This window comes from Enterobacter sp. DSM 30060, assembly GCF_013375955.1.
Classification (GTDB): Bacteria; Pseudomonadota; Gammaproteobacteria; order Enterobacterales; family Enterobacteriaceae; genus Enterobacter; species Enterobacter intestinihominis.
Genome location: NZ_CP056118.1, coordinates 3,544,156 through 3,563,481, shown reverse-complemented (window position 1 = coordinate 3,563,481; position 19,326 = coordinate 3,544,156). Strand labels below are relative to the sequence as shown.

Below are 19,326 nucleotides of genomic sequence, written 5' to 3'. Positions count from 1 at the left end.
CGTAATGCCACCTGTCTTCGGAAGCATGAAAAAAATCATTTAATTTCATAACGCTGGTGTCAACCTGGATAATCAGCGTTAAACTATTCATACCATTTATAAAGGGAGAAATGATGATGCGCGTACTGGTTGTTGAGGATAACGCATTGCTACGTCATCACCTGAAAGTTCAACTTCAGGAGATGGGTCATCAGGTGGACGATGCTGAAGACGCAAAAGAGGCCGATTATTATCTCAATGAACACCTGCCGGACATCGCCATTGTCGATTTAGGGCTGCCGGATGAAGACGGATTATCTCTTATCCGCCGCTGGCGTAGCCATGACGTTTCCCTGCCGGTACTGGTGCTGACTGCTCGCGAAGGCTGGCAGGACAAGGTTGAAGTGTTGAGCGCAGGCGCAGATGACTACGTGACCAAACCCTTCCATATTGAAGAAGTCGCCGCGCGTATGCAGGCGCTGCTGCGCCGCAACAGCGGGCTGGCGTCACAGGTGATCTCTCTGCCGCCGTTCCAGGTGGATCTCTCCCGCCGCGAATTTTCAATAAATGATGAAGTAATCAAGCTGACCGCATTCGAATACACCATCATGGAAACGCTGATCCGTAACAACGGTAAAGTGGTGAGCAAAGATTCCCTGATGCTTCAGCTTTATCCGGATGCCGAACTGCGCGAAAGCCACACCATTGACGTGCTGATGGGCCGCCTGCGCAAAAAAATTCAGGCACAGTACCCGCACGACGTGATTACCACCGTGCGTGGTCAGGGCTACCTGTTCGAATTACGCTAAATGAAAGGGATTTTGCGCCACATTTTACCCCTTTCACTGCGGGTTCGCTTTCTGCTGGCAACCGCCGCCGTCGTGCTCGTGCTGTCCCTCTCTTACGGAATGGTGGCGTTGGTCGGGTACAGCGTAAGCTTCGATAAAACCACCTTCCGCCTGCTTCGCGGCGAAAGTAATCTGTTCTATACCCTGGCGAAATGGGAGAACAACCAAATCACCGTCGAGATGCCGGAAAACCTGAACCAGCAGAGCCCAACGCTGGCACTTATTTACGATGAAAAAGGAAAATTGCTGTGGGCGCAGCGCGACGTCCCCTGGCTGAAAAAGCGCATCCGTCCGGAATGGCTTAAAACCAATGGTTTTCACGAAATAGAAGCCGACCTCAACTCTACCAGCATCCTGCTGCGTGACGATCGGGCGTTACAGAACAAGCTCAATGAGATCCGCGCTGAAGATGACGACACGGAGATGACCCACTCGGTGGCCATCAACCTGTATCCCGCCACTCTGAACATGCCGCAGCTGACCATTGTAGTGATCGATACGATACCGGTTGAGCTAAAACGTTCGTATATGGTCTGGAACTGGTTCGTGTACGTTCTGGCTGCCAACCTGCTGCTGGTGATCCCTCTCCTGTGGGTTGCTGCTTGGTGGAGCCTCCGCCCGATTGAATCCCTTGCCAAAGAGGTGCGCGAGCTGGAGGAACATCACCGCGAGAAGCTTAACCCTGAAACTACGCGCGAACTGACCAGCCTGGTGCGCAACCTCAACCGCCTGCTGAAAAGCGAACGTGAACGTTACGACAAGTATCGCACGACGCTCACCGATCTTACGCACAGCCTGAAAACCCCGCTGGCAGTGATGCAAAGTACACTGCGTTCAATGCGCAGTTCGAAAATGAGCGTGGATGACGCCGAGCCGGTAATGCTGGAGCAAATCAGCCGTATTTCACAGCAGATTGGTTATTATCTGCACCGCGCGAGCATGCGTTCCGGAAGCGCCTTATTGAGCCGTGAACTGCACCCGGTAGCCCCGCTGCTGGATAACCTCACCTCTGCGCTGAACAAGGTTTACCAGCGTAAAGGGGTAAACATCAGTCTGGATATCTCACCGGAAATAAGCTTTGTTGGCGAGAAGAATGACTTTATGGAAGTGATGGGTAATCTGCTCGATAACGCCTGCAAATATTGTCTGGAGTTTGTCGAGGTGTCCGCGCGCGTAACGGATAACGAACTGCATATTATCGTTGAGGATGATGGTCCTGGCATTCCCCATAATAAACGCGAAGTGGTATTCGATCGCGGTCAGCGCGCCGATACGCTGCGCCCGGGCCAGGGTGTCGGATTATCCGTCGCCCGGGAAATTGTCGATCAGTACGAGGGCAAGATTGAAACCGGCGAAAGTCTGCTGGGCGGTGCCCGTATGGAAGTCATTTTTGGCCGCCAACAGCCCGTATTGAACGATAGTTAACCCGAAATGTGAAAAATACGCGGATCTCGCAGCCAGGGGTCGGTGCTTCCGTTATAATCCGTCTCAGTAAGAGCCTGCGGAATACAAAAATATGGATTATCAATTAACGCTTAACTGGCCCGAATTTATTGAACGTTACTGGCAAAAACGCCCGGTCGTTCTTAAACGCGGGATCAGCAATTTTATCGACCCTATTTCTCCTGACGAACTCGCTGGTCTGGCGATGGAAAACGAGGTAGACAGCCGTCTGGTGAGCCATCAGGACGGGAAATGGCAGGTCAGCCACGGTCCCTTTGAAAGCTACGATCACCTGGGCGAAAGCAACTGGTCTTTACTGGTGCAGGCGGTCAACAACTGGCACGAACCCACCGCAGCCTTGATGCGTCCCTTCCGCGCCCTCCCAGACTGGCGAATGGACGATCTGATGATCTCCTTCTCTGTTCCCGGTGGCGGCGTGGGTCCGCATCTTGATCAGTACGACGTGTTTATCATTCAGGGTACCGGTCGCCGTCGCTGGCGAGTGGGCGAAAAAGTGCCAATGAAGCAGCACTGCCCGCACCCGGATCTGCTTCAGGTTGATCCGTTTGAAGGGATCATTGATGAAGAGCTGGAGCCAGGCGACATTCTGTATATCCCGCCAGGCTTCCCGCATGAAGGTTATTCCCTGGAAAACTCGCTAAACTATTCGGTTGGTTTCCGCGCGCCAAGCGGCCGCGAGATGATCAGCGGATTCGCTGACTATGTTTTACAGCGCGAGCTGGGCAGCCATCGTTACAGCGATCCGGATGTTCCGGCGCGTGAGCACCCGGCCGATATTCTGCCAGAGGAGCTGGATAAGCTGCGCGGTATGATGCTGGATCTGATCAACGAACCGGAGCACTTCAGACAGTGGTTTGGCGAGTTTATCAGCCAGTCGCGTCACGAACTGGACGTCGCACCGCCAGAGCCGCCGTATCAGGCAGATGAAATTTATGATGCCCTCCAGCAGGGCGATAAGCTGGTTCGTCTGGGCGGATTACGCGTACTACGCATTGGCGAAGAGGTATTCGTCAACGGCGAGCGCCTGGACTCTCCACACCGTCCGGCACTGGAAGCGATTGCCAGCCATATGGTGCTGTCTGCGGATACCTTTGGCGACGCGCTGGACGATCCCTCCTTCCTCGCCATGCTGGCCGCGCTGGTGAACAGCGGGTACTGGTTTTTTGAGGACTGAGTCATGATGTTTGCCGGGTGGCGGCTACGCCTTACCCGGCCTACAAAAGCCGTTCCCGTAGGCCCGGTAAGCGATGCGCCACCGGGCTTTTTTTAATTCCGCTCCCCCGCCGCAAAATCCTCAATCTCACCCGCCCAGTCTGCCGGATATAACCCCTCCCGCACGTCCCGATGAAACGTTGAATAGGGCCAGTCGACGACTTTCCCGACATAGCCATGCTTCAGCGGATTGATGTAGACGTAATCCATATGCCGCCGGTAATCCTGTTCATTGCGAATAGTGTGCTCCCAGAAACGCGGCTGCCAGACGTGGCGCATCTCAATGTTGCGGCTAAACATTTTTTTGATGTCGCGCCAGCGCGCTGAAAAGTCACTGTCCCCTTCCGGTAAGGTCCAGATACAGTGCATATGTTCAGGCAGGATAACCCAGGCGTTAATGGTGAAGGGCTTCGCATGCTTAACCGTGGCGGTAGCGAAACGCAGGCTGTCGATGTGGCGGGTAAGTAAATCGCTCTGGCGGTTTTGCAGATTGACGGTGAAAAACCAGGTCCCACCGGGGATGTAGTGGCGGCGGTAGTTTGACATTTGAACTCCCTGTTCATGTGCCGGGTGGCGGCTACGCCTTACCCGGCCTACAAAAGCCTTTACTGTAGGCCCGGTAAGCGCAGCGCCACCGGGCTTTTTCTTACCGCTTCGCGGTTAACTCTGCTATCCGCACAATCACCTGCACCGCTTTTTCCATCCCTTCCAGCGTCACGAACTCATGCTTGCCGTGGTAGTTATATCCACCGGTAAACAGGTTCGGGCACGGCAGGCCCATAAATGACAGCTGCGAACCATCGGTTCCACCACGGATCGGTTTCATCACCGGCTCGATATCACAATCGCGCATCGCCTGCTGGGCGATATCAAGAATGTGCGGATGCTCCATCACCTTCTCGCGCATATTGTAATAGCTGTCTTCGATGATGAGCTCAATATAGCAATCCGGATGCAGCCCCTTGCCGACCTTTTTCGCGATCTCCATCATTTTACGCTTGCGCGCTTCAAAGGCTTTGCGGTCAAAATCGCGGACGATATAGTGCATCTGGGCGCTGTCCACGTTCCCCTTGATGCTGGTCAGATGATAAAAACCCTCATACCCTTCCGTCATCTCCGGGCTCTCTTCGGCAGGAACTTCCGCATGAATACGCGCAGCCAGCGACAGCGCATTCACCATCACCCCTTTCGCAGAGCCCGGGTGCACGTTATTCCCGACGATTTTGATCGTCACCGATGCCGCGTTAAAGTTTTCATACTCAAGTTCACCCACGCCGCCACCGTCGACGGTGTAGGCCCACTGAGCGTTAAACGCCTCAACGTCAAAATGTTTCGCGCCTTTTCCTACCTCTTCATCCGGCGTGAAGGCCACGCGGATATCGCCATGTGGGATATTTTTGCCCTTCAGCACCGCCAGCGCCGTCATGATCTCGGCGATACCCGCTTTGTCATCGGCCCCCAGCAAGGTTTTGCCGTCGGTGGTGATTAACGTCTGCCCCAGCAGCTGATGCAGTACCGGGAACATCACCGGCGACAGCACTTCGTCGCCAATGCCCAGCGCAATATCTCCGCCGCGGTAGTTTTCAACAATCTGCGGATTAACGTGTTTACCGCTAAAATCAGGTGAGGTATCGACATGAGAAATAAAGCCAATCGCCGGGATATCTCCCTCAACGTTGGCCGGCAGCGTTCCCATCACGGTCCCTTTTTCACTGAGCGTGACATCAACCAGCCCCATGGCCTCCAGCTGCTCTTTCAGCAGATTTAGCAGCTTCCACTGGCCTTCGGTGCTTGGCACCTGTCGGACCCCCGGCTTAGATTGGGTATCCAGCGAAACGTAATGTAAGAAACGCTCAAGTAGTTTATCCATGCAGTCACCCTCACTTTTTGTGACAACATTATCATTAAGCAGCAAAACGCAAATATTGCGTCAGGTCACTTTTATCCCGCAAACGAGAACTTTTTACGTTTATATCGTTCTGCGTTAATAAATGTAGCTTATGAATAAGTGAGAAGGATTGGCGATTCAATGGGTTTGCCGTAGAATGTCCGCCCTCATTACGAGTCACCAAGGTGGTTACACACAAACCCCGCTTCAGTCTGCTGCCTGAGGCGTCTATATGGGACAGCGCGAAAATTGAATACACAACCCCGTTCCCTTTCACCGCTGGTGCAACTGGAACGAATTCGTAAAAGTTTCGATGGCAAAGATGTCATTTCCGATCTTAATCTGACCATCAATGACGGTGAGTTTCTCACGCTGCTTGGCCCCTCCGGCTGCGGCAAAACCACCGTCCTGCGCCTTATTGCCGGGCTGGAAAGCGTCGATAACGGCCATATCCATCTTGAGAACCAGGACATTACCCAGGTCCCTGCCGAAGATCGCCACGTCAATACCGTCTTTCAGAGCTATGCCCTGTTCCCGCACATGACCGTGTTTGAGAACGTGGCGTTTGGCCTGCGGATGCAAAAAACACCCGCCAGCGAGATCCCGCCGCGCGTTACCGAAGCCCTGCGCATGGTGCAGCTGGAGGCATTCGCCCAGCGCAAGCCGCATCAACTTTCTGGTGGTCAGCAGCAGCGTGTGGCTATTGCCCGCGCCGTGGTCAACAAACCACGCCTGCTCCTGCTGGATGAATCCCTCTCCGCGCTGGACTACAAGCTGCGCAAGCAGATGCAGAACGAGCTGAAAGCGCTTCAGCGTAAGCTCGGCATCACGTTCGTGTTTGTCACTCACGATCAGGAAGAAGCCCTGACTATGTCAGACCGTATCGTGGTGATGCGTGAGGGCAAGATTGAGCAGGACGGCACGCCGCGTGAAATTTACGAGGAGCCGAAAAACCTGTTCGTCGCCAGCTTCATTGGCGAAATCAATATTTTCAACGCCACGGTGATTGAGCGTCTGGACGAGCAGCGCGTGCTCGCCAACGTGGAAGGCCGCGAATGCAACATCACGGTGAACTTTGCCGTGGAAAAGGGACAAAGGCTCAACGTTCTGCTGCGCCCGGAAGATCTTCGCGTCGATGAGATCCACGACACGGCTGACGCCGAAGGTCTGATCGGTTACGTTCGCGAACGCAACTACAAAGGGATGACCCTCGAATCCGTTGTGGAACTGGAAAACGGCAAAATGGTGATGGTTAGTGAGTTCTTCAACGAGGACGATCCGGACTTCGACCACTCGCTGGATCAGAAGATGGTAATCAACTGGGTAGAAAGCTGGGAGGTTGTACTGGCTGATGAAGAACACAAGTAAGTTCCAGAATGTGGTGATTGCCACGATCGTCGGTTGGCTTGTGTTGTTTGTCTTTCTTCCCAACCTGATGATCATCGTAACCAGCTTCCTGACCCGCGACGACGCGAACTTCGTCGCGATGGTCTTTACGCTGGACAACTACGCACGCCTGCTCGATCCGCTCTACTTTGACGTGCTGCTGCACTCGCTCAATATGGCGCTGATTGCCACCGTTGCCTGTCTGGTGCTGGGGTATCCGTTCGCGTGGTTCCTGGCTCGCCTGCCGCAAAAAGTGCGTCCGCTGCTGCTGTTTTTACTGATTGTGCCATTCTGGACCAACTCGTTGATCCGCATCTACGGGCTGAAAATCTTCCTCAGCACCAAAGGTTATCTGAACGAGTTTCTGCTGTGGCTTGGGGTTATTGATACGCCGATCCGCATTATGTTCACTCCGAGCGCGGTGATCGTCGGCCTGGTCTATATCCTGCTGCCGTTTATGGTGATGCCGCTTTACTCAAGCATTGAAAAGCTTGATAAACCACTTCTGGAAGCCGCGAGAGACCTGGGGGCCAGCAAGCTGCAAACCTTTATCCGCATCATTATCCCGCTGACCATGCCGGGCATTATTGCCGGATGTCTGCTGGTCATGCTGCCTGCGATGGGCCTGTTCTACGTGTCGGACCTGATGGGCGGGGCGAAAAACCTGCTGATCGGCAACGTGATCAAGAGCCAGTTCCTGAACATCCGCGACTGGCCGTTCGGCTCGGCCACCAGCATTACGCTGACGGTGGTAATGGGGCTGATGCTGCTGGTTTACTGGCGTGCCTCACGCCTGCTGAACAAGAAGGTGGAGCTGGAATGATCGGTCGACTGCTTCGCGGCGGTTTTATGACCGCCATTTATGCGTATCTTTATATTCCGATAATCATTTTGATCGTGAACTCCTTTAACAGTTCACGCTTCGGGATCAACTGGCAAGGGTTTACCACCAAATGGTATGGCCTGCTGATGAACAATGACAGCTTGCTACAGGCCGCACAGCACTCGCTGACGATGGCGGTATTCTCTGCCACCTTCGCGACGCTGATTGGCTCGCTGACCGCCGTGGCGCTGTACCGCTACCGTTTTCGCGGTAAGCCGTTCGTCAGCGGTATGCTGTTTGTGGTGATGATGTCCCCGGACATCGTGATGGCCATTTCACTGCTGGTGCTGTTTATGCTGCTGGGCGTCCAGCTCGGTTTCTGGTCGCTGCTGTTTTCACATATCACCTTCTGCCTGCCGTTTGTGGTGGTAACCGTCTACGCGCGACTGAAAGGGTTCGACGTACGCATGCTGGAAGCGGCGAAAGATCTGGGTGCCAGCGAGATGACTATTCTGCGCAAAATCATCCTGCCGCTGGCGATGCCTGCCGTGGCAGCCGGATGGCTGCTCAGCTTTACCCTGTCGATGGACGACGTGGTCGTGTCCTCCTTCGTCACCGGGCCGAGCTACGAAATTCTGCCGTTGAAGATCTACTCAATGGTGAAAGTCGGTGTTTCACCCGAAGTGAACGCGCTGGCGACTATTCTGTTGGTGTTATCGCTGGTTCTGGTGATTGCCAGCCAGGTTATTGCTCGTGATAAAACAAAATCTCAGGGGACATAGAAATGAAAAAAATGCTTGCCGCTGCGGCACTGGTGCTCGGAATGGGTGCCGCGCATGCTGATGACAGCAAAACGCTCTATTTCTACAACTGGACCGAGTATGTGCCGCCGGGCCTGCTGGAGCAGTTCACCAAAGAGACGGGCATCAAGGTGATCTATTCGACCTACGAGTCGAATGAAACCATGTACGCCAAGCTCAAAACCTATAAAGATGGCGCGTATGACCTGGTGGTGCCGTCGACCTATTTCGTCGACAAGATGCGCAAAGAAGGCATGATCCAGAAGATCGATAAAACGAAGCTAACCAATTTTTCAAACCTCGATCCTGAGATGCTAAACAAGCCATTCGACCCGAACAACGATTATTCCATTCCGTACATCTGGGGCGCGACGGCAATTGGCGTCAACAGCGATGCCGTTGATCCAAAAACGGTTTCATCCTGGGCTGACCTGTGGAAACCGGAATACAAAAGCAGCCTGCTGTTAACCGATGATGCGCGCGAAGTGTTCCAGATTGCGCTGCGTAAACTCGGCTACTCCGGCAACACCACCAATCCGAAAGAGATCGAAGCGGCGTATAACGAACTGAAAAAGCTGATGCCAAACGTGGCGGCGTTCAACTCGGATAACCCGGCTAATCCGTATATGGAAGGTGAAGTGAATCTGGGGATGGTCTGGAACGGCTCTGCGTTTGTGGCGCGTCAGGCCGGTACGCCACTGGAGGTGGTCTGGCCGAAAGAGGGCGGCATCTTCTGGATGGACAGCCTCGCGATCCCGGCTAATGCGAAAAACGTCGATGGCGCCCTGAAGCTGATTAACTTCCTGCTGCGCCCGGATGTGGCAAAACAGGTGGCGGAAACTATTGGTTACCCGACACCAAACCTGGCCGCGCGGAAGCTGTTAAGTCCTGAAGTGGCGAATGATAAATCGCTTTATCCGGACGCTGAAACCATCAGCAAAGGGGAATGGCAGAACGACGTCGGTGACGCGAGCCGCCTGTATGAAGAGTATTATCAGAAGCTAAAAGCAGGCCGTTAATGCACAACGGGCGACGCAAGGTCGCCCGTTACCCTTACAGCCCCTTCAGGAGTTTATCCACAAAGGCTGGCACCACCTCGCTGGCCAGACCGTAATGCTTCTCTTCAAACTCACTCCCGACCTGGCTTGGCTCCAGATTAAGCTCCACCGTATGGGCACCTTGCAGTCGCGCTTCGTGAACAAACCCCGCCGCCGGATAGACATGTCCTGAGGTACCAATGGCGATAAAGACGTCCGCCATGGCCAGGGCGCTGTAGATCTCATCCATTCCCAGCGGCATTTCGCCAAACCAGACCACATGGGGACGCAGACGCGAAGGGAACTGACAGCAGTGGCAGCGGTCTTCGTCCAGCACGTCCTCTTTCCACTCCAGCACCTGCCCACTCCATGCACACCGCACCTTGAGCAGTTCGCCGTGCATGTGAATGATGTTGTGGTTTCCGGCTCTTTCATGAAGATTGTCGATGTTTTGCGTCACCAGCAGAAAACGATCCCCCAGCGCCTCCTCCAGCTTTGCCAGCGCCAGGTGCGCCGCGTTTGGCGCAATCTCCGGCTGCTGAAGCTGGCGACGGCGGGCGTTGTAAAACGCCTGAACCAGCGCCGGATCGCGGGCGAAACCTTCCGGCGTCGCCACATCTTCTACTCGGTGTTCTTCCCACAGCCCGTCCGCCGCGCGGAAGGTCTGAATACCGGATTCGGCGGAGATCCCCGCCCCGGTCAACACCACCACTCTGGGTTTATCCATCGCTTCTGGCATCATCCTGTCTCTGAAAAAGATCCGCTGACGCAGGCGTTCACGTAAGCGGCGTTTATTTTTGCGAAAACGGCTGAGTCGACCCTGGCGACGCGACAGCATAGTAACCTCGTAAACTAATCGGTGAGATGAAGGAATGCGGCTCCGCGCATGCCTCCTGCGTCCCCGTGTCGCGCACGCTCAATGCGCGGCACGCGGGCGACCGGCAATAAATGTCGGGGCAAACGCCCGGACAGCTGTTCCGTAATCGCAGTGAAATTTGACAGCCCTCCCCCGATCACCAGCAGATCCGGGTCGACGATGGTCAGGATATTCCCCAGACACACCGCCAGCAAATCAAGATAGCGCTCAACGTGCTCACGCGCCTGCGCGTCTCCCTGCTCCCACAGCGTAATGATTTGAGGGGCCTCAAGTTTCTGATGATAGAAGTGTTCATAAAGCCATGCAAACCCGCGCCCTGAAAGGTAACTCTCAATGCAGCCGTGCTGACCACAGCCGCAGCGGGTAAGCGGGAAATCACGACCAACGACGTCCAGCGCATCCACCGGCAGACGGATATGACCAAATTCTCCGGTAATGTAGCTGCGCCCTGTAATGGGCTTGCCGTTAATGACAATCCCGCCACCGACGCCCGTTCCGAGGATCAGCCCCATCACCAACGGATAGCGACGAAACTCGTCGTCCCAGGCCTCTGAGAGAGCAAAACAGTTGGCATCGTTGTCTAAGCGCACGTCGCGCTCAAGGAGAGCAGAAAGATCGGCACGCAGGGGTTTGCCGCTTGCAGCAGGAACGTTGGCGGCATACAGCGTGCCGTCGTCGGTTTCGGGCATACCCGGTATACCAATGCCGACGCTGCCTTTGACGCCAAAGCGTTCATCCGCCTGCGCCACCAGCGCGGCAATGGCGGTTAAAAATTCATCGTAGCTATCGCGCGGCGTAGGCACGCGGGTTTCCCATTGTAGCTTAAGGTCTTTATCGAACACGCCGAGCGCAATCTTGGTGCCGCCAATATCAAATCCGTAATACATGATGCATTCCTCTGTTTGATTCAGCGGCCAAAAGACCGCTAAACCATGACGAAATTACTGGCCACTTAATACCCTCGCCGGATCAATTCGGCTTGCGCGACGCGCCGGATACCAGCTTGCCAGCAGACTCAGTAAAAGTGCTGTAACCAGCACATAAATGACGTCCAGCCAGTGCAGTTCAGACGGCAGGAAGTCAATAAAATAGATATCGCCTGACAGGAATTGATGGCCGATAAGCGCCTCAATCCCATTGATAATCGGCGTCAGCTGAAGAGACACCACCACGCCGATGACCACGCCGCAGAGGCTACCAAACAGCCCCGCCAGCAAACCGTACCAGACGAAGATGGCGCGAATAAGACCGTCTTTCGCCCCTAAGGTACGCAGCACGGCAATGTCGCCGCTCTTGTCCTTAACAGCCATGACCAGCGTAGAGACGATATTAAAGCACGCCACGCCAATCACCAGCACCATCGCCAGATACATAATCGCGCGGATCATCTGGATATCACGGTACATATACCCGTAAGTGCCGATCCAGCTTTTGATGTAGACATAGTTATTGGTCACGCTGCCAGCGTCACGCACCAGTGTATTGGCGTTGAAAACGTCGTTAACCTTAATGGCAATGCCCGTCACGCTGTCGCTCATATCCAGATACTGGCGCGCATCTTCCAGCGGCACCATCGCGAAGCTGTGATCGAGCTGGCCGCTCAGCTGCAAAATACCGGTGACGTGCAGACGCACGCGCTTAGGCTGCTGCAATTTGTGATCAGCGCTGGCGTTCGGGATCATGATCGAGACCCAGTCGCCCTGCTTCACCTTCAGTGCATCGGCAACGCCTTTGCCCATGATGATCTGCTGTTCGCCAGCCTTAAAGTTTGCCCATGCACCATTTTGCACATAGCGAGGCAGCGCGCTCAGACGCTCCTCCTGACGTGGGTTCACCCCTTTCACCTGAATGGCGCGCAGGTTTACCCCGCTCTCTACCAGCCCGGTAAAGTTGATGTAAGGTGCAGCCGCCGCAATGCCGGGTACCTTTTCCACTTTGTTAAGGGCATCACGCCAGCTGGACCACGGCTGGTTAACCGGCTCGATTTCACCGTGGGGTACAACGGCCAGAATGCGGTTATTCAGTTCGCGCTCAAAGCCATTCATGGCGCTTAAGCCCACGATTAGAACCGCCACGCCCAGGGCGATACCGATGGTGGAGATCACGGAAATAAGGGAAACCATCCCGCTCCGGCGACGACCGCGGCTAAAGCGTAACCCAATGAGTAACGATAACGGTGAAGCCATTACTCCGCTCCCATCAGCGTCAGTTCTGCATTCAGACGACCGTCGCGCATTTCCAGCTGACGGCCCATCCGCTTAGCCAGCTGCAAATCGTGCGTGACCACCAGAAACGCGGTTCCCTGCGCGGCGTTCAGTTCGCCGAGAAGCTGGAAAATGCTGTCTGCGTTACGCGCATCGAGGTTACCTGTCGGTTCATCCGCCAGCACCAGGCGCGGGTTGTTGACCAGCGCACGGGCGATGGCCACACGCTGACGCTCGCCGCCGGAAAGCTCAGACGGACGATGATTCCCGCGATGACCCAGCCCTACCGCGTTTAGCATGTCGCTGGCGCGGGCATTGATTTCTGCGGGTTTCTTTTTACCAATCAGCAGCGGCATTGCGACGTTTTCCAGCGCCGTAAAGTCCGGCAGCAGATGGTGGAACTGATAGATAAAACCCAGCTCACGGTTACGCAGCTCGGCTTTCGCCGTAGACGACATTTTACTCAGCGGCTGCCCGGAAAAGATCACATCGCCTTCGGTTGGCGTGTCCAGCCCGCCCAGCAGGTGAAGCAGCGTACTTTTGCCGGAGCCGGAGCTGCCGACAATCGCCATCATCTCGCCTTCGCCCACGCTAAAACTCACATTGTGCAACACGTCGGTCTGCACAGTGCCTTCCTGATAGCGTTTGGACAGGTTGTCGCACTGCAACAGGATCTTATTCATAACGTAAAGCCTCAGCGGGTTGAGTGGCGGCAGCCCGCCAGGAAGGATAAAGCGTAGAGAGCAGCGCAATAGCCATCGCGGCCAGCGCAATACCGACCACCTGGAGCGGCTCGATAGCCACCGGCAGCGCCGCACCATCAAGCAGCGCGCCGATAATCGGCATGAGATTGTTGAGCTGGCTGGCGAGCAGCGCACCCAGCGCCGCGCCGAGCAGCGCGCCGATGATGCCAGCGCTGGCGCCCTGAACCATAAATACCGCCATGATCTGGCGCGGCGTCAGCCCCTGGGTTTGCAGAATGGCGACTTCGCCTTGCTTCTCCATCACCATCAGCCCGAGCGAGGTGATGATATTAAACGCGGCAACGGCCACGATCAGGCTCAGCAGCAGCCCCATCATGTTTTTCTCCATGCGCACGGCCTGGAACAGTTCGCCTTTGCGGTCGCGCCAGTCCTGCCATTTCGTTCCTTCCGGTAGCGTCTGCTGGCTAAGGGTATCCACCTTCAGCGGCGCATCAAGCCACAGACGCCAGCCGGTGATATTTCCCGCCGGGTAGCGCATCAGACGCGAGGCGTCCTGAATGTTAACCAGCATCTGGTAACCATCGACTTCGCTGTTCGCCGCAAACGTGCCAATCACGTTGAACAGGCGCTGGCTTGGCAGACGCCCCATCGGCGTAAACTGACTGGCTGAGGGCACCATCACGCGCAGTTGATCGCCACGGTTGACCCCGAGCTGCCCGGCAAGCTGCTCACCGAGGATGACGTTGTATTTACCCGCTTCCAGGTCGGTTTGTTTTACGTTGACCAGGAACGGCGTCAGCGGATCTTTTTGCGCCGGATCGATACCCAGCATCACCCCGACCGCCACGCTGCGGGCGCTTTGCAGCACCACATCGCCCGTCGTGAGGGGCGCAACGCGCGTGACACCCTGTAACTTCACCGCGCTTTCCGGCAGCTGTTGCGGGTTAACGGAGCCCTGAGTGGAAGAGAGAACGGCCTGCGGCATCAGCCCCAGGATATTGTTTTGCAGCTCGCGCTCGAAGCCGTTCATGACGGAAAGCACCGTCACCAGAGCCATCACGCCAAGCGTAATGCCAATAGTCGAAAGCCAGGAGACAAAGCGACCGAAGCGGTCCGCGGCGCGCCCACGCATGTAACGTAAGCCTATGAAGAGTGCGACAGGTTGATACATGAAATCCGTCTGTTTGCTGATAGCAGACCCACGAGTATATAAGCGAATCCGCTAAGCGTAAATGACTGAAACCGTAAGATTCGGTAATCATTTTTCCGAAAAATTCAGATAAATCATCATGCTACTGATTGAACTTCCGCCATACAGCCTCCACCTTTTCCGAAAATCGTCCTGATACAGACTGTTACCCGTTACATCGGGGTTTCATTTTACAACAATCGACCTTTCGTTTATGGCAACAAGGTCGTCACGCACAATGAAACAAAAAGCATTATGGATTAACCAGATAAAAGGGCTGTGCATCTGCCTGGTGGTGATTTACCACTCGGTGATCACCTTTTATCCTCACCTGGACGGGCTACAGCATCCGTTATCGGGCCTGCTCGCCAAATGCTGGGTCTATTTTAATCTTTACCTCGCCCCGTTCCGTATGCCGGTGTTTTTCTTCATCTCCGGCTATTTGATTCGTCGATATATTGACGAGGTGAACTGGCGCACCAGTCTCGACAAGCGGATCTGGAGCATTGTCTGGGTGCTGGCCCTGTGGGGCGTCCTGCAATGGCAGGCGCTGACCCATCTGAATGCCTGGCTCGCCCCCGAGCGTGAACTGGCGACAGCATCCAATGCGGCCTACGCCGATTCCGTTTCAGGGTTTGTACTGGGAATGCTCACGGCCAGCACCAGCCTGTGGTACTTGTACGCCTTAGTAGTCTACTTCACGCTCTGTAAACTGCTGAGCCGCTGGAAACTGCCGATGCTGGGGCTTCTGGCGCTGGCAAGCATCGCCATTAACTTCCTGCCTTTACCGTGGTGGGGAATGAACAGCGTGGTGCGCAACATGATCTACTACAGCCTCGGCGCATGGTACGGCGCGCAGTTGATGACGTGGATGAAAGGGATGAATTTACGCCGCAGCTGGCTGGTACTTATCGCCTCTGGCGCGGTGTCGGTAGTGCTGTGGTTCGCTAATGTTCCTCTGCCGCTCTCACTGCTGTCGATCGTGGTCATCATGAAGCTCTTTTACAGCTTCGAGCAGCGTTATGCCGTTCATCCCAATAATCTGCTGAACGTCATCGGTTCAAACACCATCGCGATTTATACCACTCACCGCATTTTAATTGAGGCGTTTAGCCTGCTCCTGATTCGCGAAATGAACGCGGCGTACTGGCCGATCTGGGCGGAGTTAACGCTGATTCTGGTCTATCCGTTCGTCAGCCTGCTCGTTTGCACGCTGGTTGGACTGGGCGCACGTAAGCTCTCGACCGCCCTCTTTGGCGACCTTTTCTTCTCCCCTCCCGCACGGCTTACGCCACAGCTCGCCAGCCGCTAACCTACCCTGCCCCCATCCGGGGGCACTTTTCCTCTTGTGCGGTTACGATTTGCTTATGCATAACGATCGAGGATAATAAAGACATTGCGTATCAGTGATATGCCCCAATACTGTTGGTATATCCCCAAGAGACCCTGACATAGCCATGCCTGAACACTATCGTTTTTCCTTGCCTGTAAAAGCAGGTGACCAACGCCAGCTGGGCGAACTGACAGGCGCGGCCTGCGCCACGCTGGTGGCGGAAATTGCCGAGCGCCATCCGGGGCCGGTGGTGCTGGTTGCCCCGGACATGCAAAACGCCCTGCGCCTGCACGACGAAATTCGTCAGTTCACCGACAGTCTGGTATTCAGCCTGGCCGACTGGGAAACGCTTCCCTACGACAGTTTCTCTCCGCACCAGGAGATCATCTCCTCACGCCTGTCGACGCTGTATCAGCTCCCCACCATGCAGCGCGGCGTGCTGATTGTGCCGGTGAATACCCTGATGCAGCGCGTCTGTCCGCACAGCTATTTGCACGGCCATGCGCTGGTGATGAAAAAAGGCCAGCGCCTGTCGCGCGATGCCCTGCGCGTGCAGCTTGACGGAGCCGGTTACCGCCATGTCGATCAGGTGATGGAGCACGGCGAATACGCGACGCGCGGTGCGCTGCTGGATCTCTATCCGATGGGCAGCGACCAGCCGTATCGTCTGGATTTCTTCGATGATGAGATCGACAGCCTGCGCGTGTTCGACGCCGACACCCAGCGCACGCTGGAGGAAGTGGACTCCATTAATCTGCTGCCCGCCCATGAGTTCCCGACGGATAAAACCGCCATCGAACTGTTCCGCAGCCAGTGGCGCGACAGGTTCGACGTGAAACGTGATGCCGAACATATCTACCAGCAGGTCAGCAAAGGCACCCTTCCGGCGGGGATCGAGTACTGGCAGCCCCTGTTCTTTAACGAACCGCTGCCGGCGCTGTTCAGCTACTTCCCGGCCAATACGCTGATTGTTAACACCGGGGATATCGACGCCAGCGCCAGCCGCTTTGAAAGCGAAACGCGCGCCCGCTTTGAAAACCGGGGCGTTGACCCGATGCGTCCGCTGCTGCCGCCGGAAATGCTGTGGCTGCGTACCGACGAGCTCAACGCCGAGCTAAAACGCTGGCCGCGTATGCAGCTCAAAACCGATTCGCTTGCCGATAAGGCGGCGAACACCAATCTCGCGTTCCGGACGCTGCCCGATCTGGCCGTCCAGGCGCAGCAGAAATCCCCGCTCGATAACCTGCGCAAGTTTCTTGATTCCTTCACCGGGCCAGTGGTGTTCTCCGTTGAGAGTGAGGGTCGTCGTGAAGCGCTGGGCGAACTACTAGGGCGGATCAAAGTTGCACCGAAGCGCATTCATCGCCTGAGCGAAGCGACCGGAAATGGTCGTTACCTGATGATCGGCTCCGCCGAGCACGGATTTATTGATACGCTCAATAACCTGGCCTTGATTTGTGAAAGCGACCTGCTGGGCGAGCGTGTGGCGCGCCGTCGTCAGGACAGCCGTCGCACCATCAACCCGGACACCCTGATCCGCAACCTGGCCGAACTGCACCCCGGTCAGCCGATCGTTCACCTGGAACACGGTGTGGGTCGCTATCAGGGAATGACCACCCTCGAAGCAGGCGGCATCAAAGGTGAATACCTGATGCTGACCTACGCGAACGACGCCAAACTGTACGTGCCGGTGTCGTCCCTGCACCTTATCAGCCGCTACGCCGGTGGCGCGGAAGATAACGCGCCGCTGCATAAGCTGGGCGGCGACGCCTGGTCACGCGCGCGGCAGAAGGCGGCGGAAAAAGTGCGCGACGTGGCCGCCGAGCTGCTGGACATTTACGCCCAGCGTGCGGCCAAAGAAGGTTATGCGTTTAAGCATGATAAAGAGCAGTACCAGCTGTTCTGCGACAGCTTCCCGTTTGAAACTACGCCGGATCAGGCTCAGGCCATAAATGCCGTGCTGAGCGACATGTGCCAGCCGCTGGCGATGGATCGCTTAGTCTGCGGCGACGTGGGCTTCGGTAAAACCGAGGTGGCGATGCGCGCCGCTTTCCTGGCGGTTGAGAACAACAAGCAGGTGGCGGTGCTGGTGCCGACCACCCTTCTTGCCCAGCAGCACTTCGACAACTTCCGCGACCGCTTCGCCAACTGGCCGGTACGTATCGAAATGTTGTCCCGCTTCCGCAGTGCCAAAGAGCAGACGCAGATCCTGGAGCAGGCAAGTGAAGGCAAAATTGATATTCTGATCGGCACTCACAAGCTGCTGCAAAGTGACGTGAAGTGGAAAGATCTGGGGCTGCTGATCGTCGACGAAGAGCACCGCTTCGGGGTGCGCCACAAAGAGCGCATCAAAGCGATGCGCGCCGACGTCGACATTCTGACCCTGACCGCCACGCCGATCCCGCGCACCCTGAATATGGCGATGAGCGGCATGCGCGATCTGTCGATTATTGCCACCCCGCCGGCGCGCCGTCTGGCGGTGAAAACCTTTGTTCGCGAGTACGACAATCTGGTGGTTCGCGAGGCGATCCTGCGTGAAGTGCTGCGCGGCGGCCAGGTATATTACCTGTATAACGACGTTGAAAACATTCAGAAAGCCGCCGACAGGCTGGCAGAGCTGGTGCCGGAAGCGCGCATCGCCATTGGTCACGGCCAGATGCGCGAGCGCGAGCTGGAGCGGGTGATGAACGACTTCCACCATCAGCGTTTCAACGTGCTGGTATGTACCACCATCATTGAGACCGGGATCGACATTCCGACGGCGAACACCATCATCATCGAACGCGCGGATCACTTCGGCCTGGCCCAGCTGCATCAGCTGCGCGGGCGCGTCGGGCGTTCGCACCATCAGGCCTACGCGTGGCTGCTGACGCCGCATCCGAAGGCGATGACCACCGACGCGCAAAAGCGTCTGGAAGCTATCGCCTCGCTGGAAGATCTGGGTGCTGGCTTTGCGCTGGCGACGCACGACCTGGAGATCCGCGGCGCCGGTGAGTTGTTGGGTGAAGACCAGAGCGGCTCCATGGAAACCATCGGTTTTTCTCTGTATATGGAGCTGCTGGAAAATGCCGTCGACGCGCTTAAAGCCGGACGTGAACCGTCTCTGGAAGATCTCACCAGCCAGCAGACCGAAGTGGAACTGCGCATGCCTTCCCTGTTGCCGGATGATTTTATTCCTGACGTGAATACCCGTCTGTCGTTCTACAAACGTATTGCCAGCGCGAAAAGCGAAGGCGAGCTGGAAGAGATTAAAGTCGAACTGATTGACCGTTTTGGGATATTGCCCGATGCGGCGCGCAACCTGCTGGATATTGCCCGCCTGCGTCAGCAGGCGCAGAAGCTGGGCATTCGCAAGCTTGAAGGCAACGAGAAAGGCGGCGTAATTGAGTTTGCCGAGAAGAACCACGTCGATCCGATGTGGCTGATTGGCCTTCTGCAAAAACAGCCGCAGCATTTCCGTCTTGATGGCCCGACGCGTCTGAAATTTACTCAGGATCTGACGGAACGTAAAATCCGCATGGACTGGGTGCGTAACTTTATGCGTCAGTTGGAAGAGAACGCCATCGCATAACGGTTTCCCCC

Annotated in this window: 16 protein-coding genes; 9 read left to right on the top strand and 7 right to left on the bottom strand. The window is 55.9% G+C overall.

What is annotated here, in order from left to right:
* The first annotated feature begins 116 nt into the window (after positions 1-116).
* The 3 genes from phoP to HWQ15_RS16890 all read left to right on the top strand — a co-directional run bounded on the left by phoP (position 117) and on the right by HWQ15_RS16890 (position 3,465).
* Entirely contained in the window at positions 117-788 is a 672-nt protein-coding gene (gene phoP / locus HWQ15_RS16900; protein ID WP_026094318.1) for a two-component system response regulator PhoP, read from the top strand.
* Positions 789-2,252 carry a two-component system sensor histidine kinase PhoQ gene (gene phoQ, locus HWQ15_RS16895; protein WP_022647768.1) on the top strand — a complete coding sequence of 488 codons (1,464 nt, stop codon included), beginning with the start codon at positions 789-791 and terminating at the stop codon, positions 2,250-2,252.
* Between the two features lie 91 nt (positions 2,253-2,343).
* Positions 2,344-3,465: a cupin domain-containing protein gene (locus tag HWQ15_RS16890; RefSeq protein WP_022647767.1), complete on the top strand. Its 1,122-nt coding sequence runs from the start codon at positions 2,344-2,346 to the stop codon at positions 3,463-3,465.
* Between the two features lie 92 nt (positions 3,466-3,557).
* On the opposite strand, the gene HWQ15_RS16885 is transcribed toward HWQ15_RS16890, so the two are convergent.
* Together HWQ15_RS16885 and pepT are read right to left on the bottom strand one after the other, a co-directional pair.
* Complete coding sequence (locus HWQ15_RS16885; protein WP_063149003.1) at positions 3,558-4,049, bottom strand: transposase; 492 nt, start codon at positions 4,047-4,049, stop codon at positions 3,558-3,560.
* A 100-nt stretch (positions 4,050-4,149) separates the two neighbouring features.
* Complete coding sequence (gene pepT, locus HWQ15_RS16880; protein WP_032624465.1) at positions 4,150-5,373, bottom strand: peptidase T; 1,224 nt, start codon at positions 5,371-5,373, stop codon at positions 4,150-4,152.
* 237 nt (positions 5,374-5,610) lie between these two features.
* Between pepT and potA the strand changes: the two genes are divergently transcribed.
* From potA to potD, 4 genes are read left to right on the top strand one after another with little or no spacing between them, the layout of a single operon-like run.
* Positions 5,611-6,759, top strand: coding sequence for a spermidine/putrescine ABC transporter ATP-binding protein PotA (gene potA, locus HWQ15_RS16875; protein WP_164715803.1), 1,149 nt, complete (start codon positions 5,611-5,613; stop codon positions 6,757-6,759).
* On the top strand, positions 6,743-7,600 hold the full coding sequence (potB, locus tag HWQ15_RS16870) for a spermidine/putrescine ABC transporter permease PotB (protein ID WP_022647763.1): 858 nt from the start codon (positions 6,743-6,745) through the stop codon (positions 7,598-7,600). The genes potA and potB overlap by 17 nt, the downstream gene beginning before the upstream one ends.
* Positions 7,597-8,382 (top strand): spermidine/putrescine ABC transporter permease PotC, encoded by a 786-nt coding sequence (potC, locus tag HWQ15_RS16865; RefSeq protein ID WP_063149004.1) that lies wholly within the window; start codon positions 7,597-7,599, stop codon positions 8,380-8,382. Before potB ends, potC begins: the two co-directional genes overlap by 4 nt.
* A gap of 2 nt (positions 8,383-8,384) precedes the next feature.
* Positions 8,385-9,419 carry a spermidine/putrescine ABC transporter substrate-binding protein PotD gene (gene potD, locus HWQ15_RS16860; RefSeq protein WP_048966194.1) on the top strand — a complete coding sequence of 345 codons (1,035 nt, stop codon included), beginning with the start codon at positions 8,385-8,387 and terminating at the stop codon, positions 9,417-9,419.
* 34 nt (positions 9,420-9,453) lie between these two features.
* Here the strand turns inward: potD and cobB are convergent, their stop codons facing one another.
* From cobB to lolC, 5 genes are read right to left on the bottom strand one after another with little or no spacing between them, the layout of a single operon-like run.
* On the bottom strand, positions 9,454-10,275 hold the full coding sequence (gene cobB / locus HWQ15_RS16855) for a Sir2 family NAD+-dependent deacetylase (protein ID WP_022647760.1): 822 nt from the start codon (positions 10,273-10,275) through the stop codon (positions 9,454-9,456).
* A 14-nt stretch (positions 10,276-10,289) separates the two neighbouring features.
* The gene (nagK, locus tag HWQ15_RS16850) at positions 10,290-11,201 is read right to left on the bottom strand and encodes an N-acetylglucosamine kinase (RefSeq protein ID WP_023299807.1); all 912 of its coding nucleotides are present in this window, start codon (positions 11,199-11,201) and stop codon (positions 10,290-10,292) included.
* A gap of 54 nt (positions 11,202-11,255) precedes the next feature.
* Positions 11,256-12,500, bottom strand: coding sequence for a lipoprotein-releasing ABC transporter permease subunit LolE (lolE, locus tag HWQ15_RS16845; RefSeq protein ID WP_022647758.1), 1,245 nt, complete (start codon positions 12,498-12,500; stop codon positions 11,256-11,258).
* Positions 12,500-13,201 carry a lipoprotein-releasing ABC transporter ATP-binding protein LolD gene (lolD, locus tag HWQ15_RS16840; protein ID WP_022647757.1) on the bottom strand — a complete coding sequence of 234 codons (702 nt, stop codon included), beginning with the start codon at positions 13,199-13,201 and terminating at the stop codon, positions 12,500-12,502. The genes lolE and lolD overlap by 1 nt, the downstream gene beginning before the upstream one ends.
* Complete coding sequence (gene lolC, locus HWQ15_RS16835) at positions 13,194-14,393, bottom strand: lipoprotein-releasing ABC transporter permease subunit LolC (protein ID WP_017384712.1); 1,200 nt, start codon at positions 14,391-14,393, stop codon at positions 13,194-13,196. The genes lolD and lolC overlap by 8 nt, the downstream gene beginning before the upstream one ends.
* Positions 14,394-14,649: 256 nt before the next feature.
* Here lolC and HWQ15_RS16830 point away from each other — a divergent pair, with 256 nt between their 5' ends.
* Complete coding sequence (locus HWQ15_RS16830; RefSeq protein ID WP_022647756.1) at positions 14,650-15,723, top strand: acyltransferase family protein; 1,074 nt, start codon at positions 14,650-14,652, stop codon at positions 15,721-15,723.
* Positions 15,724-15,868: 145 nt separating this feature from the next.
* Positions 15,869-19,315, top strand: a complete 3,447-nt coding sequence (gene mfd / locus HWQ15_RS16825; RefSeq protein ID WP_032624473.1) for a transcription-repair coupling factor — start codon at positions 15,869-15,871, stop codon at positions 19,313-19,315.
* Positions 19,316-19,326 lie beyond the last annotated feature (11 nt).